Source organism: Brachybacterium halotolerans subsp. kimchii (assembly GCF_020792675.1).
Lineage (GTDB): Bacteria > Actinomycetota > Actinomycetes > Actinomycetales > Dermabacteraceae > Brachybacterium > Brachybacterium halotolerans.
This window is the reverse complement of sequence record NZ_CP086254.1, coordinates 1,052,162-1,066,600: the sequence shown is the minus strand read 5'-3', so window position 1 is coordinate 1,066,600 and position 14,439 is coordinate 1,052,162. Positions and strand designations below refer to the sequence as shown.

Annotated in this window: 14 protein-coding genes; 10 read left to right on the top strand and 4 right to left on the bottom strand. The window is 71.0% G+C overall.

The annotated features are described in order from the left end of the window. The first annotated feature begins 42 nt into the window (after window positions 1-42). The 6 genes from Bra3105_RS04790 (at window position 43) to Bra3105_RS04765 (ending at window position 7,282) form a co-directional block, all read left to right on the top strand. A complete protein-coding gene (locus Bra3105_RS04790) occupies window positions 43-972 on the top strand; it encodes an ABC transporter permease (RefSeq protein WP_200501104.1) in 930 nt (309 codons plus the stop codon). Next, the gene (locus Bra3105_RS04785; RefSeq protein WP_228358819.1) at window positions 962-1,918 is read left to right on the top strand and encodes an ABC transporter permease; all 957 of its coding nucleotides are present in this window, start codon (window positions 962-964) and stop codon (window positions 1,916-1,918) included. The genes Bra3105_RS04790 and Bra3105_RS04785 overlap by 11 nt, the downstream gene beginning before the upstream one ends. Next, on the top strand, window positions 1,915-3,870 hold the full coding sequence (locus tag Bra3105_RS04780; protein ID WP_228358818.1) for an ABC transporter ATP-binding protein: 1,956 nt from the start codon (window positions 1,915-1,917) through the stop codon (window positions 3,868-3,870). The genes Bra3105_RS04785 and Bra3105_RS04780 overlap by 4 nt, the downstream gene beginning before the upstream one ends. A 347-nt stretch (window positions 3,871-4,217) precedes the next feature. Continuing rightward, entirely contained in the window at window positions 4,218-6,140 is a 1,923-nt protein-coding gene (typA, locus tag Bra3105_RS04775) for a translational GTPase TypA (protein ID WP_200501101.1), read from the top strand. Continuing rightward, on the top strand, window positions 6,137-6,661 hold the full coding sequence (locus tag Bra3105_RS04770) for a hypothetical protein (RefSeq protein ID WP_228358817.1): 525 nt from the start codon (window positions 6,137-6,139) through the stop codon (window positions 6,659-6,661). Before typA ends, Bra3105_RS04770 begins: the two co-directional genes overlap by 4 nt. A gap of 6 nt (window positions 6,662-6,667) precedes the next feature. Then, window positions 6,668-7,282 carry a CDP-alcohol phosphatidyltransferase family protein gene (locus Bra3105_RS04765; RefSeq protein WP_228358816.1) on the top strand — a complete coding sequence of 205 codons (615 nt, stop codon included), beginning with the start codon at window positions 6,668-6,670 and terminating at the stop codon, window positions 7,280-7,282. On the opposite strand, the gene Bra3105_RS04760 is transcribed toward Bra3105_RS04765, so the two are convergent. After that, on the bottom strand, window positions 7,224-7,568 hold the full coding sequence (locus tag Bra3105_RS04760; protein ID WP_228358815.1) for an acetyltransferase: 345 nt from the start codon (window positions 7,566-7,568) through the stop codon (window positions 7,224-7,226). The two genes, Bra3105_RS04765 and Bra3105_RS04760, sit on opposite strands and share 59 nt — an antisense overlap. A 247-nt stretch (window positions 7,569-7,815) precedes the next feature. On the opposite strand from Bra3105_RS04760, the gene fdxA reads away from it, so the two are divergent. From fdxA to Bra3105_RS04740, 4 genes are all read left to right on the top strand, one after another. Further along, a complete protein-coding gene (fdxA, locus tag Bra3105_RS04755) occupies window positions 7,816-8,142 on the top strand; it encodes a ferredoxin (RefSeq protein WP_200501098.1) in 327 nt (108 codons plus the stop codon). 51 nt (window positions 8,143-8,193) lie between these two features. After that, complete coding sequence (dapC, locus tag Bra3105_RS04750; protein ID WP_228358814.1) at window positions 8,194-9,375, top strand: succinyldiaminopimelate transaminase; 1,182 nt, start codon at window positions 8,194-8,196, stop codon at window positions 9,373-9,375. A 202-nt stretch (window positions 9,376-9,577) separates the two neighbouring features. Next, complete coding sequence (locus Bra3105_RS04745; protein ID WP_228358813.1) at window positions 9,578-10,975, top strand: citrate synthase; 1,398 nt, start codon at window positions 9,578-9,580, stop codon at window positions 10,973-10,975. 278 nt (window positions 10,976-11,253) lie between these two features. Continuing rightward, complete coding sequence (locus Bra3105_RS04740) at window positions 11,254-12,162, top strand: class I SAM-dependent methyltransferase (RefSeq protein ID WP_228358812.1); 909 nt, start codon at window positions 11,254-11,256, stop codon at window positions 12,160-12,162. Between the two features lie 12 nt (window positions 12,163-12,174). Here the strand turns inward: Bra3105_RS04740 and Bra3105_RS04735 are convergent, their stop codons facing one another. Genes Bra3105_RS04735 through Bra3105_RS04725 form a run of 3 tightly spaced genes read right to left on the bottom strand, consistent with a single transcriptional unit; the run spans window position 12,175 to window position 14,432 of the window. Next, entirely contained in the window at window positions 12,175-12,939 is a 765-nt protein-coding gene (locus Bra3105_RS04735; RefSeq protein WP_228358811.1) for a glycerophosphodiester phosphodiesterase, read from the bottom strand. Between the two features lie 34 nt (window positions 12,940-12,973). Further along, on the bottom strand, window positions 12,974-13,465 hold the full coding sequence (locus Bra3105_RS04730) for a VOC family protein (protein WP_228358810.1): 492 nt from the start codon (window positions 13,463-13,465) through the stop codon (window positions 12,974-12,976). Continuing rightward, window positions 13,458-14,432 carry a helix-turn-helix domain-containing protein gene (locus tag Bra3105_RS04725; RefSeq protein ID WP_228358809.1) on the bottom strand — a complete coding sequence of 325 codons (975 nt, stop codon included), beginning with the start codon at window positions 14,430-14,432 and terminating at the stop codon, window positions 13,458-13,460. Before Bra3105_RS04725 ends, Bra3105_RS04730 begins: the two co-directional genes overlap by 8 nt. Window positions 14,433-14,439 lie beyond the last annotated feature (7 nt).

The following is a 14,439-nucleotide window of genomic DNA, read 5'->3' as shown; positions in this document are numbered from 1 at the left end:
GACGGCGATCGTCGTCCTCTCCCATCAACCTGAGGTGACCCAGTGATCTGGTACATCGGGCGGCGACTGCTGCAGATGATCCCCGTCTTCCTCGGCGCGACCCTGCTGATCTACGTCATGGCGTTCTACGCGGGCGGCGATCCGATCCAGGCGATCATGGGCGACAAGCCCCTCTCGCCGGCCGTGCAGGACCAGCTCCGATCGCAGTACAACCTGGACAAGCCGCTCATCGTGCAGTGGCTGATCTACGTCGGGAAGGTGGTGCGCGGCGACTTCGGCGTCGGCTTCAACGGCCGACCGATCATCGAGCAGATCCGCGACGCGTTCCCCGTGACCTTCCGCCTCGCGATCATCGCGGTGGTCTTCGAGACCATCCTGGGCATCGTCGCCGGCGTCATCTCGGGCCTCAAGAAGGGCACCTGGATCGACACCACGCTGCTCATGGTCTCGCTGCTGGTGATCGCGGTCCCCACCTTCGTGATCGGCTTCGTCGCCCAGTTCACCCTCGGCGTGAAGCTCGGGGTGGTGCCCGTGAACGTCGGACGCGACGCGAGCCTCCAGAACCTCCTGCTGCCAGGGTTCGTGCTCGGCGTCGTCTCCTTCGCGTACGTCCTGCGGCTGACCCGCACCTCGATCACCGAGGTCGCGACGGCCGACCACGTGCGCACCGCGACCGCCAAGGGGCTCTCGCGCACCGGCGTGATCTCCAAGCACATCATGCGCAACTCGCTGATCCCCGTGGTGACGTTCATCGGCGCCGACCTCGGCTCCCTCATGGGCGGCGCGATCGTCACCGAGCGCATCTTCAACATCCACGGCATCGGATCGGTGCTCTACCAGGCGATCAACAAGTCCGAGAGTCCCGTGATCGTCTCCGTGGTCACGATCATGGTGATGATCTTCCTGCTCACCAACCTCATCGTGGACCTGCTCTACGCCGTGCTCGACCCGAGGATCCGCCATGCGAAGTGATCACAGCCCCCGCACCCTGCGTCCGGCCGACGAGCACTTCGTCGCGCCCTTGGACGAGACGCCGCTGCGCGAGGTCGACGCGGTGGACACCACCGCCGCGCCCCGCTCCATGTGGGGCGAGGCCGCGCACAACCTGATCCGCAACCCCGTGTTCGTGATCTCCGCCCTGCTGATCCTCCTGCTGCTGTTCATCGCGGCGTTCCCCGGGCTCTTCACCGACTTCGACCCCACCAAGGGCGACCTCGGCGTCTCCAACCAGAAGCCGGGCGACGGCCACCTGTTGGGCACCACCGTCCAGGGGTACGACGTCTGGGCGCGCATCCTCTACGGCACGCGCACCTCGCTGAGCGTCGGCTTCTTCGCCATGGTCATCTCGACCGTCATCGGCGTGGTCATCGGGGCCTTCGCCGGCTACGTGGGCGGCTGGATCGACGAGGTCCTCTCCCGCGTCACCGAGATCTTCTTCGCGCTGCCGCTCGTGCTCGGCGCGATCGTCGCCTTCACCGCTCTCAGCAGCGGGGTCAGCACCTTCACGATCGCCCTGATCCTCGCTGTCTTCGGCTGGACGAACATCGCCCGCATCACCCGCGGCGCCGTGCTCTCGGTCAAGAGCCAGGACTTCGTGACCGCCTCGACCGCCCTGGGCGCGGGGAAGCTCACGAACCTCGCCAAGCACGTGCTGCCCAACGCGATCGCCCCGGTGATCGTCACGGCCACCGTGAACCTGGGCGTGTTCATCGTCGCCCAGGCGACCCTGTCCTACCTCGGGCTCGGCAACGGCTCGATCTCGTGGGGCAGCGACATCTCGGACGCCCAGCCCGCGCTGCGCAACAACCCGATGATGCTGTTCTACCCGTCAGTGGCGCTCGCGATCTGCGTGCTGAGCTTCATCATGCTCGGCGACGCCGTCCGCGACGCCCTGGATCCCAAGGCGAGGAAGCGATGAGCGCCACCACTGCACCCCGAACGGGCGATCAGCCCGCCAGCGCCGAGGCCGGCGCGCTGCTCGAGATCCGCGACCTCGACATCACGTTCTCGACCGGCAGCGGGCCCGTGCACGCCGTGCGCGGCGCCAACCTCGAGGTCTACCCGGGAGAGACCGTCGCGATCGTCGGCGAGTCCGGCTCGGGCAAGTCGACCACGGCGATGAGCATCGCCCGGCTGCTCCCCAGCAACGGCAAGGTCACCGGCGGCTCGATCCGCTTCGACGGCAAGGACATCACCTCCGTGCCGCTCGGCCAGATCCGCGCCCTGCGCGGCAGCGAGATCGGACTGGTCCCGCAGGACCCCATGAGCAACCTCAACCCGCTGTGGAAGGTCGGCTCCCAGATCGACGAGGCGCTCGCCGCCAACGGCGTCGCCAAGGGCGCCGCGGCCACGAAGCGCACCATCGAGCTGCTCGAGGAGGCGGGGCTGCCCGACGCCGAGCGCCGCGCCGGGCAGTACCCGCACGAGTTCTCCGGCGGCATGCGCCAGCGCGCCCTGATCGCCATGGGCCTCGCCGCGAGGCCGCGACTGCTCATCGCCGACGAGCCGACGAGCGCCCTGGACGTCACCGTCCAGCAGCAGATCCTCGACCACCTCGACACCCTGACCGCCGAGCTCGGCGTCGCGGTGCTGCTGATCACCCACGACCTGGGCCTGGCCGCCGAGCGCGCCCAGCACCTGGTCGTGATGTACAAGGGTCAGATCGTCGAATCGGGGCCCGCGCTGCAGATCCTCCAGGACCCGCAGCACCCGTACACGAAGCGGCTGATCGCCGCGGCGCCCTCGCTGGCCTCGCGGCGACTGGTCTCGACCAAGAACGGCGACGCGCAGGACGCGACGGACCAGCCGGCGCACGGTGCGGCCGGTGGATCCGTCGCGGTGTCCGAGAGTGCGACCGACGGGGATGCCCCTGCCGGCGGGGCCGGCCCTGCCGGAGACGCAGGGCGTGGCGCCGATGCGCAGCGCACCCGCGAGGACACGGTGATCAGCGTCCAGAACCTCACCAAGGTGTTTCCGCTGCGCGGGAAGGTGCCGTGGAGGACGACTCCCTTCACCGCCGTCGACGACGTCTCCTTCGACCTGCGCCGCGGCACGACCACGGCGATCGTGGGGGAGTCCGGCTCCGGGAAGTCGACCGTCGCCCAGATGGTGCTCCGTCTGCTCGAGCCCACGTCGGGCCGGGTGCTGTTCGAGGGCCAGGACATCGCCGGGATGAAGGGGAAGGAGATGATGGCGCTGCGCCGCCGCGTGCAGCCGATCTTCCAGAACCCCTACGGGACCCTGGACCCGATGTACTCGATCTTCCGCACGATCGAGGAGCCGTTGCGCCTGCACGGCATCGGGGATGCGTCGTCCCGTGAGGCGAAGGTCCGCGACCTGCTCGACAAGGTCGCTCTGCCGGCCTCGATGATGCGCCGCTATCCCAACGAGCTCTCGGGAGGCCAGCGCCAGAGGATCGCGATCGCGCGTGCACTGGCCCTGGATCCCGAGGTCGTCGTGTGCGACGAGGCCGTCTCAGCCCTCGACGTGCTGGTCCAGGACCAGGTGCTGCACCTGCTCAACGACCTGCAGTCCGAGCTGGGGCTGTCCTACCTGTTCATCACCCACGATCTCGCCGTCGTGCGCCAGATCGCCGATCACACCGTGGTCATGGAGAAGGGGCGCGTCGTCGAGCACGGCTCGACCGACGAGGTCTTCCACGACCCGCAGCAGGAGTACACCAAGCGCCTGCTCGCGGCGATCCCCGGCGGCTCGATCCCGCTCGCGGGAGCGGAGACCATCGAGGTGGACGTCGACACGGACGTCCCCGAGGCCGACGGCGCGCGAGGCGATGATCGGGAGGGGACCGACGGCCACCACCCGCTCGGCGGGGACCCCGAGGATCCCTTCAGCGGCGCCGGGCACGTCTGATCCCGACCGAGCCCGATCCGCTCCCGCCGCCACGTGCGGCACCCGCAGACGGCCCGCCGCGCTCCGCGAGGAGGCGGCGGTCCGTCTGCGTTTGCCCTGGCGTGGGCCCCGGCGTGCGCCCTGGCGTGGGCTCTGGTGCTGGGCCTGCCGTCGGCGCCTCGGCACGGCGTGTCCAAGCGCACCTCGGGATCGGCCCCGTCGGACGGTAGAATCTCCCCGGCGCATCGTGTCCGCACGCCCCGGACACCCGTGCACGAGCCTCCTCGCAGGGGCCGCTGCCGGGAATGCCGCGGGGCGACGGCGTGAGGAGTGCGCCGCCTTCCGACGACGAATCGAGCAGCCTCCGCATGTCCCTCCAGCACCGCACCGACCTGCGCAATGTCGCTATCGTCGCCCACGTCGACCACGGCAAGACCACCCTCGTGGATGCCATGCTCACGCAGGGCGGCGCGCTCGGCGAGCGCGACAAGCACGACGACCGCGCCATGGACTCCGGTGAGCTCGAGCGCGAGAAGGGCATCACGATCCTCGCCAAGAACACCGCGATCCGGTACCACGGACCGTCGGCGGCGGCGAACGGCGAGCCCGACGGCATCACCATCAACGTCATCGACACCCCCGGCCACGCCGACTTCGGCGGAGAGGTCGAGCGCGGCCTCTCGATGGTCGACGGCGTGGTGCTCCTCGTGGACGCCTCGGAGGGCCCGCTCCCGCAGACCCGCTTCGTGCTGCGCAAGGCGCTGGCCGCGAAGCTCCCCGTGATCCTCGTGGTCAACAAGGTGGACCGTCCCGACGCCCGCATCGAGGAGGTCGTCGGCGAGTCGACCGATCTGCTGCTGGGCCTGGCCTCCGACCTCTCCGACGAGGTCCCGGACCTCGATCTGGATGCCGTCCTCGACGTGCCGGTCGTCTACGCCTCGGGCAAGGCCGGCCGCGCCGATCTCGAGCAGCCGGCCGACGGCGAGCTCCCGGCGTCCGAGAACGTGGAGCCCCTGTTCAAGACGATCATCGAGTCGATCCCCGCGCCGAGCTTCGACGACGAGATGCCGCTGCAGGCCCACGTCACGAACCTCGACGCCTCGCCGTTCCTGGGCCGCCTCGCCCTGCTGCGCGTCAAGAGCGGCGAGCTCACCAAGGGCGAGCAGGTCGCCTGGTGCACCCGCCACGGCGAGACGAAGACCGTGAAGATCACCGAGCTGCTGGAGACCAAGGGCCTCGCCCGCGAGCCCATGACCCGCACGGCCCGCCCGGGCGACATCGTCGCGGTCGCCGGCATCCCCGAGATCATGATCGGCGAGACCCTCACCGACGTCGAGGACCCGCGGCCGCTGCCGCTGATCACGGTCGACGACCCGGCGATCTCCATGACCATCGGCATCAACACCTCGCCGCTCGCCGGCAAGAACGGGAAGGGCCACAAGCTCACCGCCCGCCAGGTCAAGGACCGCCTCGACGCCGAGCTCGTGGGCAACGTGTCCCTGAAGATCCTCCCCACCGAGCGTCCCGACGCCTGGGAGGTCCAGGGCCGCGGCGAGCTCGCGCTCGCCATCCTCGTCGAGCAGATGCGCCGCGAGGGCTTCGAGCTCACCGTGGGCAAGCCCCGCGTGCTGACCCGCGAGATCGACGGCAAGACCTGCGAGCCCGTCGAGCGGATGACCATCGACGTGCCCGAGGAGTACCTGGGCGCCGTCACCCAGCTGATGGCCTCCCGCAAGGGCCGCATGGAGACCATGAGCAACCACGGCTCCGGCTGGGTGCGCATGGAGTTCCTGGTGCCCTCGCGCGGCCTCATCGGCTTCCGCACCCGCTTCCTCACCGAGACCCGCGGCAACGGCATCGCCTCCTCCTACGCCGACGGTTTCGAGCCCTGGATGGGCCACATCGAGTTCCGCACCTCGGGCTCGCTGGTCGCCGACCGCGCCGGCGTCGTGACGCCGTACGCGATGATCAACCTCCAGGAGCGCGGCTCGTTCTTCGTCGAGCCCACGAGCGAGGTCTACGAGGGCCAGATCGTCGGCGAGAACTCGCGCGCCGAGGACATGGACGTCAACATCACCAAGGAGAAGAAGCTGACGAACATGCGCGCAGCCTCCTCCGAGGCGTTCGAGAACCTCGTGCCGCCGCGCAAGCTCACCCTCGAGGAGTCCCTCGAGTTCGCGAACCAGGACGAGTGCGTCGAGGTCACCCCGGAGATCGTCCGCATCCGCAAGGTCGCCCTCAGCGCCCAGGAGCGCTCCAAGCAGCGCGGGAAGACCAAGGGCACCGCGTGACCCCCGGCCCCTCCGGACGCACGTCGCCGGGCACCCCCGTGCGCACGGCGCCGGGGGGCCTCGCGCGCACGGCGCCGGAGACCGCCTCGATCGCGGCCAGGGTCTCCCAGGTCATCGCCGCGATCGTGGTGGCTGTGGTCTCCGTGCTCCTGCTGGTGACGATGCACCGCCTGGAGCTGACGGTCGCGGGCGTCGACCTGCCCGTGGGGCTCGTGTTCGGCGCCGTCTTCCAGTTCGCCGCCGCGACCTTCCTGTGGGCCGCGACCGGCGCACGGCTGCCCGTGGTGGTGCTCGGCTGCGTCTGGGGCCTGATGGTGCTCCCCTTCGCGGGCACCAGCCCCGGCGGGGGAGTGCTGATGCCCGCCGTCATCGCGCAGAAGGCGCAGATCTCCGGGTGGATCGTGCAGGGCATCGGCATCGCGGTGCCCTTCGTGTTCCTGGGCATCCAGCACCTCGCCTCGCGTCGGGCTCGGCCGACGGGCGGCTCGGGCTCGGCGGGCTCCGCCGGTCGACGGGTCTGAGCGGGCGTGGAGGCCCCCGGCCCTCGTCGCACTGCCGCGCCCCACGGGACACGGCGCCCGGACTGGGCGACGATCCCCAACGCGGTCACCCTGCTGCGCTTCCTGCTGCTCCTGCCGGTGTGCGTGCTGCTGGTGGACGGCGGCCCCGACCCGCTCGCGGTGATCCTGCTGCTCGTCTGGGCGCTCACGGACTGGGTCGACGGGCTGCTGGCCCGCGCCCTGCACCAGACCAGTCGCACCGGCGCGATCATCGACCCGATCGCCGACCGCCTGGGGGTCGTGGGCGTGGTGCTCTCGCTCGCCCTCGCCGGCGTCCTCTCGTGGATCCCGCTGGGCGTGATCGCCCTCGTGGACATCGTGCTGCTCGCGCTCGCCGGCCGCACCGCCGCCGGGGGCGCGCTGCCCGTCTCGCGCATCGGCAAGGCGCGCACCGCGGTGCTGATGTCGGCGGTGTTCCTGCTGGCCGCCGCGGCCGCGTGGCTGCCCGCCGCGATCCCGGCGCTGCGCGTGCTCGTCTGGGTCGGCGTGCTGCTGCACCTGATCGCCGGCGCCGGCTACCTGCTCAGCGCGCTGCGCCACCGCGGCGGCGGGGAGGATCGGGCACCGGCCTGGCGGCGGTGACGAGACCCCGCACCACCCGGTCGCTGCCGCGCTTGGTCGCGATCGTGAGGGTGTCCTCGTCGGCGTCCTCGATCACTCCCAGCGCATCGGTCATCCCCTCGCCGTGCGGCGACGCGCTGCGGTCGATCGCATAGCGCACCACCACGCGGGTCCCCACCCGGAGGAACGGCGCCCACCCCGGACGCGGTCCCCGCGCGGGAGCAGGAGGCGCGCTCGGGTCGGCGGTGTCCGGAGCGTCGCCGGGCGTCGCGCCCGCTGCCGGATCCGCGGAATGCTCCTGGGCCATGGCTCCAGGCTATCGGCGGACCCGGCAGCGATGTCGACCTCGTCACCTGCGCGCCGGAGGGCAGGCCGTGGGCCCCGCAGGCACGGGAGACGGTGACATGATGGGGACGGCTCCCTCGCCCCGGGAGCCCGAGAACATCCTGGGACCATCGCGTCGGCCCGCTCCGGCGCCGCACCCGCCCCGGCTGCGGCCGGGAGCGAGCACAGCCCCGGCCGTCGCCCGGTCCCTGCCCTGGAAGGATCGCTGCATGACGTACGTCATCGCCCTGCCCTGCGTGGACGTGAAGGACAGGGCATGCGTGGACGAATGCCCCGTGGACTGCATCTACGAGGGCACCAGGTCGCTGTACATCCAGCCCGACGAATGCGTGGACTGCGGCGCCTGCGAACCCGTGTGCCCGGTCGAGGCGATCTACTACGAGGACGACCTCCCGGACGAATGGGCCGACTACTACAAGGCCAACGTCGAGTTCTTCGACGAGCTCGGCGCCCCCGGCGGCGCTGCGAAGATGGGCGTCATCGACAAGGACCACCCGCTCATCGAAGCGCTCCCGCCGAACCCGAACGACGCGTGACGCGACCCCTGCGCTGAGCGACCCGGGACGCAGTCCGGAAAGAAGGATCTGATGGTGCAGCACCGTCCGTCGGCCCCGCGCGAGCCCCTGGCCGCGCGCCTGCCCGCCTTCCCCTGGGACTCCCTCGAGGAGGCCAAGCGCGTGGCGAGCGCCCACCAGGGTGGACTCGTCGACCTGTCGGTCGGCACGCCCGTCGACCCGACCCCGGAACGCGTGCAGCAGGCACTGCGCGAGGCGGCCGACGCCCACGGCTACCCGACCACCATCGGCACCCCGGCGCTGCGCGATGCGCTCGTGGACTTCGTGGTGAGGCGCCGCGGCGCCGGAGACGGGTCCGACGGTGCGGCGGGCATCGGCCACGAGCACGTGCTGCCGACCGTCGGCTCCAAGGAGCTCGTCGCCCACCTGCCCTTCCAGCTCGGCATCGGGGCGGACGGCGCCGTCGCCTTTCCGCACGTCGCCTACCCGACCTACGACATGGGGGCGCGCTTCGTGGGCGCCCGCAGCGTGCCCGTCGACATGGAGCGCCTGGCCGCCGAGGGCGACGCCGCGATCGACGTCGAGGACCTCGAGCGGATCGGCCTGCTGTGGCTGAACTCACCGGGGAACCCGACCGGCGAGGTGCTGGACGCCTCCCAGCTGCGCAGCATCGTCTCCTGGGCCCGCGAGCGGGGCATCATCATCGCCTCCGACGAGTGCTACGCCCTGCTGCCCTGGGACGTCGAGGAGGTGCCCTCGATCCTGGATCCGCGCGTGCACGGCGGCGACCTCACCGGCCTGCTCTGCGTGTACTCGCTCTCGAAGCAGTCGAACCTCGCGGGCTACCGAGCGGCGTTCGTCGCCGGCGACCCGGAGCTCGTGGGCGAGCTCACCGCCATCCGCAAGCAGGCCGGCATGATGCTGCCCACGCCCGTGCAGGTCGGCATGACGGCCGCTCTGGCCGACGACGACGCCGTGCGCGCCCAGCACGGCGTCTACCGCGCCCGCCGCACCGCGCTGCGCGAGGCCGTCGAGGGCTTCGGCGGCGAGATCCACGGGTCGCGCGCGGGGCTGTACCTCTGGACCACCTTCGGCGAGGACTCCATGGCCAGCGTCCACGAGCTCGCGAAGCTGGGAATCCTCACCGCCCCCGGAATGTTCTATGGTGAGGCGGGGGAGCGCTTCGTCCGCATCGCACTGACGGCGAGCGACGAACGGATCTCCGCCGCGGTCGAGCGGCTCACCCGCCGCTGACCCTCCACCGGGACCCGAGGGCCACGCCGGCCCCGGCCCGGACCCGCACCTGACCCCGACCGCACCGGTCCCCGGACCGGACCAACCCCCGGGACGCACCGCGCGTCCCGCCGCACGATCATCGGGACGCCCCTCGCGTCCCGCCGCACGACCCAGGGTCGCCCGTCGGCCCCCACCGACGCCGATGCACAACGGAGAGCACATGAACAACGCGACGCCGACCTCCCGCCTCACCCACCGCGACCAGGACCTGGACCTTCCCTTCGTCGAGGCCGTCGAGGGCAACAGCGGCATCAGCATCGCCCCGCTGCGCAAGCAGACCGGCGACGTCACCTACGACCCGGGCTTCATGAACACGGCGAACACGAAGTCGTCGATCACCTACATCGACGGCGACGAGGGCATCCTGCGCTACCGCGGCTACCCGATCGAGCAGCTCGCCGAGCACTCCAGCTACCTCGAGGTCGCCTACCTGCTCATCAACGGCGAGCTGCCCACCCAGGGGCAGCTCGACAACTTCGTGTCCTCCGTGGAGCGGCGCACCCTGCTCGACGAGCGCTTCAAGAGCCTGTTCGACGGCTTCCCCCGCGACGCCCACCCGATGGCCGTCATGCAGGCGGGCGTCTCCGCGCTCTCGACCTTCTACCAGGACTCTCTCGATCCGTTCGACGAGGACCAGGTGCGCCTGAGCAGCTACCGCCTGCTCGCGAAGGTCCCCACGATGGCGGCCTACGCCTACCGCGTCAGCAAGGGCCATGCGCTCCTGTACCCGGACAACCAGCTCTCCCTCATCGAGAACTTCCTGCGCCTGACCTTCGGGTTCCCCGTCGAGAAGTACATCGCCGACCCGGTCGTGGTGCGTGCGCTCGAGCAGCTGCTCATCCTGCACGCCGACCACGAGCAGAACTGCTCGGCCTCCGCCGTGCGGCTCGTCGGGTCCGCGCAGGCCAACCTCTTCACGTCGATCTCCGCCGGCATCGGCGCCCTCTCCGGCCCCGCCCACGGCGGCGCGAACGCGGCCGTGATGGAGATGCTCGACGAGATCAGCGAGCGCAACATGGATCCCAAGGACTTCATGGAGCGCGTGAAGAACAAGGAGGACGGCATCCGCCTGATGGGCTTCGGGCACCGGGTCTACAAGAACTACGACCCCCGTGCGAAGTTCGTCAAGAAGATCGCCGACGACGTCCTGGAGCGCCTGGGCATCCACGACGAGCGCCTCGACCTCGCCATGCAGCTCGAGGAGATCGCGCTGAAGGACGACTACTTCGTGGAGCGCAAGCTCTACCCGAACGTCGACTTCTACACCGGCATCATCTACAAGGCGATGGGCTTCCCCACGCAGATGTTCACGGTGCTCTTCGCGATCGGCCGCATGCCCGGCTGGATCGCGCAGTGGAACGAGATGATCCACGATCCGGAGACGAAGATCGGCCGCCCCCGCCAGATCTACACCGGCTCCGAGCTGCGCGAGTACGCCCCGATGCCCGAGCGCACCGGCACCACCGAGATCCGCCTCGAGCAGCTCCAGGCCGAGCTCGAGGCGGAGCGCCGTGCCCAGCAGGAGCGCATCGCCCAGGAGCGCCGCCAGGACCACTGAGCCGGTCGGGGCCTCGCGGTCGGTCGCGGGGTGTGGGCAGTCCGGCGGCCGGCGGAGTCGCGGCGCTGGCACGAGCACAGGCACGAGCAGTTGTCGGTGGGCCGTCCAGCCTCGGTCGATGTCGTGGACGGGCCGAGGGTGAGGAGCCATGGCGATATCGCCACGGCTCCTCACCATGCGCCCGTCCGTGACATCTGCGCCCTCCGCAGCACCGTCGCGCACACCCGTTGTCCAAGAAATCTGTGGCGACGACGCCTGCTCTCGGCGAGGATGCGCTCATGTCTGAGCATCGCCTGACGCAGCACCCGCCCATAGCACCGGACCACCAGCCGACGACCCCGACCCGCACCGTCGACGGTGCAGGACAGCAGCCTGCGGACCAGCAGAGGCTGTGGGACTCCGAGACCGCGCGCAGCTACGACACCCCTGGTGAGGGCATGTTCGCCCCCGATGTGCTGGGACCGACGGTCGAGGCTCTGCGAGATCTCGTCGATGGCGGGCGCGCCCTCGAATTCGCGATCGGCACCGGACGCGTCGCGATCCCCCTTCGCGAGTCCGGTGTGGAGGTCGTCGGCATCGAGCTCTCGGAAGCGATGATCGCGCGACTGCGGGAGAAGGCGCCCACGACGGACGCGAAGGACACGAACGGGGCGAAGAGCGCGAAGGACGCGAGGGGTGCCCCGGGCGCCACCGGCATTTCCGTGGTGCAGGGAGACATGACCACTGCCAGCGCGGGGGAGGGATTCTCCCTGGTCTACCTGGTCTTCAACACCCTGGGGAACCTGCTGTCGCAGGAGGAGCAGGTCGCCTGCTTCCGCAACGCGGCCCGGCACCTGCGTCCGGGTGGGTGCTTCGTCATCGAGATGTACGTGCCCCAGCTGCGCGCTCTCACCCCAGGGCACGGGGGAGTCCTCGAAGTCAGCGAGCCCGGCTACCTGCTCGTCGACACCATCGACACCGTGACCCAGCAGCTCGTCTCCCACCACGTCCGCTTCGATCCGACTGTCGACGGGCCGCGAGAGGCTCGCATCGGCCGCACTCCGCAGCGCTACGTGTGGCCCAGTGAGATGGACCTGATGGCACGGCTCGCCGGCTTCGAGCGCGAGCACCGCTGGGCCGACTGGGACCGCAGCGCGTTCACGGCGGAGTCCAGCAGCCATGTGAGCGTCTACCGACTGGGGACCTGAGCCGGGCTAGATCTAAGTCTGTCCTCCAGGTCGCCCGTCGGCGAACTCGTCCCTGATCTGGGCGGCGCGGTTGGAGATGATCGCCCGGACCCCGAGGGCGGCAAGGTCCTGGGCGCGCCCGGGGTCGTCGACCGTCCAGCACGAGACCTCCATGCCCAGGGCGCGCGCGGCAACCGCGCTCCGGGACGAGACCCTGTCGTGGTCGGGGTTCCAGAAGCGCGGACGCAGGCCGTCGACGAGATCGCGCGAGGGCATGCCGTCCTGCTTCCAAGTCATCCAGATCTCCGCCTCGGCATCGGCATCGCGGATGATGCGCAGGGCCGTGAGGTCGCCGCACCACGCGGGCGGTGGGATCTGCGGGGCGCCTCGGCGCGCGTCGGTCACGGCCGCGGCGCTCGCGGCGGCCGGTGACGCGTCCGGCATGTCGATGAGCAGTCGAGCGGGAGCCGCGACCCGCAGCGCCTCGACGAGAGTGGGGATCTGCGGCGCGAGGTCGTCCAGCTCCCCATGTGAGATGTCCGTGATCGGGCGCGGATCGCCCCAGAGCCGTTCCAGCGTCGGGTCGTGCAGCAGCACGGGGACACCGTCGGCCGTCAGCCGCACGTCGATCTCGACCGTGCGGGCGCCCGACGCCGTAGCCCGCGTGATCGCCTCGCGCGTGTTCTCGATCGCGCCGACGGGATCGCCGCGATGGGCGACGATCTCCGGTGCCGGTGAGGGGGAGGATGTGGGGGCGGGGTCGCAGTCCAGGGCCTCGGCGCCGGCGTCGATGTCCATGGCCCTCTCCTGTCTCCGTGGCTGTTCGCTGAGGTCACTCCGGGGCGCGGGCCGCGGGGACCTGTTCCCCCGCATACGTCCCGAAGGACCACATGTTGCCCTCGGGGTCCCGCACCGCGAACTCGCGGCTGCGGTACGGGGTGTCGGCGAGAGGCGTGATGACCTGCGCGCCCTTGGCGACCACGCGCTCGTACAGCGTATCGATGTCGTCCGCGACCACGTAGAGGCCCGTGCCGCCGGGTTCCGGGGGCCACTCGGCGCCCTTCTGGACGTCGCCGAGCATCACGCCGCCCCGGTCGTCGGGCCGGCGCAGCTCCGCGTGGGCAACGCGCTCGCCGTCGTCGTAGCGGGCCGTGAGGACGAAGCCGAGCACGTCCTGCAGGTAGTCGATCAGCGCGGCGGCGTCCCTGGCGCGGAACGTCGCGAAGAGTGTCGGTCCGCCGGGGCCTGTGGGGGAGTCTTCGGGGAGGTCGGAGTTGGGCGGAGTGGTCGGGGTGGTGTGAGGGGGTGTCCGTGCGTCATCCATGCAGGCGATCCTCCGCCGCGCCATGGCCGCCGTCTTGAATGTTCCGGAACTCCTCGCAGATCCACTTGCCCGGCGCGAGACCCGCAAAACGGCTGAACTCGCGGGTCAGGTGGGGTTGGTCGGCGTACCCGCAGTCCGCGGCGATCGACGCCAGATCGGCACGGCCCGTGGCGCGCACGGAGCGGGCGGCCGCGGCCACCGCACGCTCGAAGCGCATGAGGCCGGCGACCTGCTTGGGGGAGCGGCCCAGCTCCTGGTGGAACAGGGCGCCGAGGCGTCGGGGGCCGAGGCCGACGTCCGCCGCGATGTCGCCGATGCGGGCCCGCCCGCCGCTGCGCTCGAGCAGCCACCAGGCGCGCAGCAGCTCGGGCCGCAGCCGGCCGCCGCTGGCCCTGGGCCCGCGGTCATGCTGCCCGAGCCGCTGCCGGAGACCTGCGGACACCAGGTCGAACCTCTCCTGCCAGCAGCTCGCCTCGCGCACCCGCTCCTGCAGGTCGACGGCCCATTGACCCAGCACGCCGGCGGCGTCGAACTCCTCGACGGGGAGACCGACGGCGGGCGCGCCGAGGAGTGCCCGGGCCGCGAGGGGATGGACGGACATCTGGATGCCGGCCTGCGACGGCCGCTGCCGTACGAGGCTCGATGTCATGTGCAGGCCGCCGATGACCACGGGCGCCGGCTGCGCGCGGCGCAGACCCTCCGCGCCGGCGGCGCCCGACGCGGCCTCGACGCCCTCGTCGAGGGCGAGGATGAAGGTCAGGCGGGAGGCGGGGAGTCCGCGATGGACCACCTCGGGGACGTCGAGGGCGCGATAGCCGACCATCACGTCGATGCCCGGCGGCCTGCCCGTCCGGGCGTTCGCGAAATCCCATGCCGGACCGTCCGCCGTGCGGCCTTCCGACGTTCCGACCTGCGGCGTCGTGTCCGGAGGTGCTGGGACCTGCGCTGCTCGCGCGTTCCCGCTCATGCTCCCG

What these genes read in the sequence shown, in the direction of transcription:
- Bra3105_RS04735 (WP_228358811.1), bottom strand. Translation starts at nt 12,939, where the DNA reads ATGGACATCGACGCCGGCGCCGAGGCCCTGGACTGCGACCCCGCCCCC.
- Bra3105_RS04725 (WP_228358809.1), bottom strand. Translation starts at nt 14,432, where the DNA reads ATGAGCGGGAACGCGCGAGCAGCGCAGGTCCCAGCACCTCCGGACACG.
- dapC (WP_228358814.1), top strand. Translation starts at nt 8,194, where the DNA reads ATGGTGCAGCACCGTCCGTCGGCCCCGCGCGAGCCCCTGGCCGCGCGC.
- Bra3105_RS04760 (WP_228358815.1), bottom strand. Translation starts at nt 7,568, where the DNA reads ATGGCCCAGGAGCATTCCGCGGATCCGGCAGCGGGCGCGACGCCCGGC.
- Bra3105_RS04780 (WP_228358818.1), top strand. Translation starts at nt 1,915, where the DNA reads ATGAGCGCCACCACTGCACCCCGAACGGGCGATCAGCCCGCCAGCGCC.
- typA (WP_200501101.1), top strand. Translation starts at nt 4,218, where the DNA reads ATGTCCCTCCAGCACCGCACCGACCTGCGCAATGTCGCTATCGTCGCC.
- Bra3105_RS04740 (WP_228358812.1), top strand. Translation starts at nt 11,254, where the DNA reads ATGTCTGAGCATCGCCTGACGCAGCACCCGCCCATAGCACCGGACCAC.
- Bra3105_RS04785 (WP_228358819.1), top strand. Translation starts at nt 962, where the DNA reads ATGCGAAGTGATCACAGCCCCCGCACCCTGCGTCCGGCCGACGAGCAC.
- Bra3105_RS04745 (WP_228358813.1), top strand. Translation starts at nt 9,578, where the DNA reads ATGAACAACGCGACGCCGACCTCCCGCCTCACCCACCGCGACCAGGAC.
- fdxA (WP_200501098.1), top strand. Translation starts at nt 7,816, where the DNA reads ATGACGTACGTCATCGCCCTGCCCTGCGTGGACGTGAAGGACAGGGCA.
- Bra3105_RS04730 (WP_228358810.1), bottom strand. Translation starts at nt 13,465, where the DNA reads ATGGATGACGCACGGACACCCCCTCACACCACCCCGACCACTCCGCCC.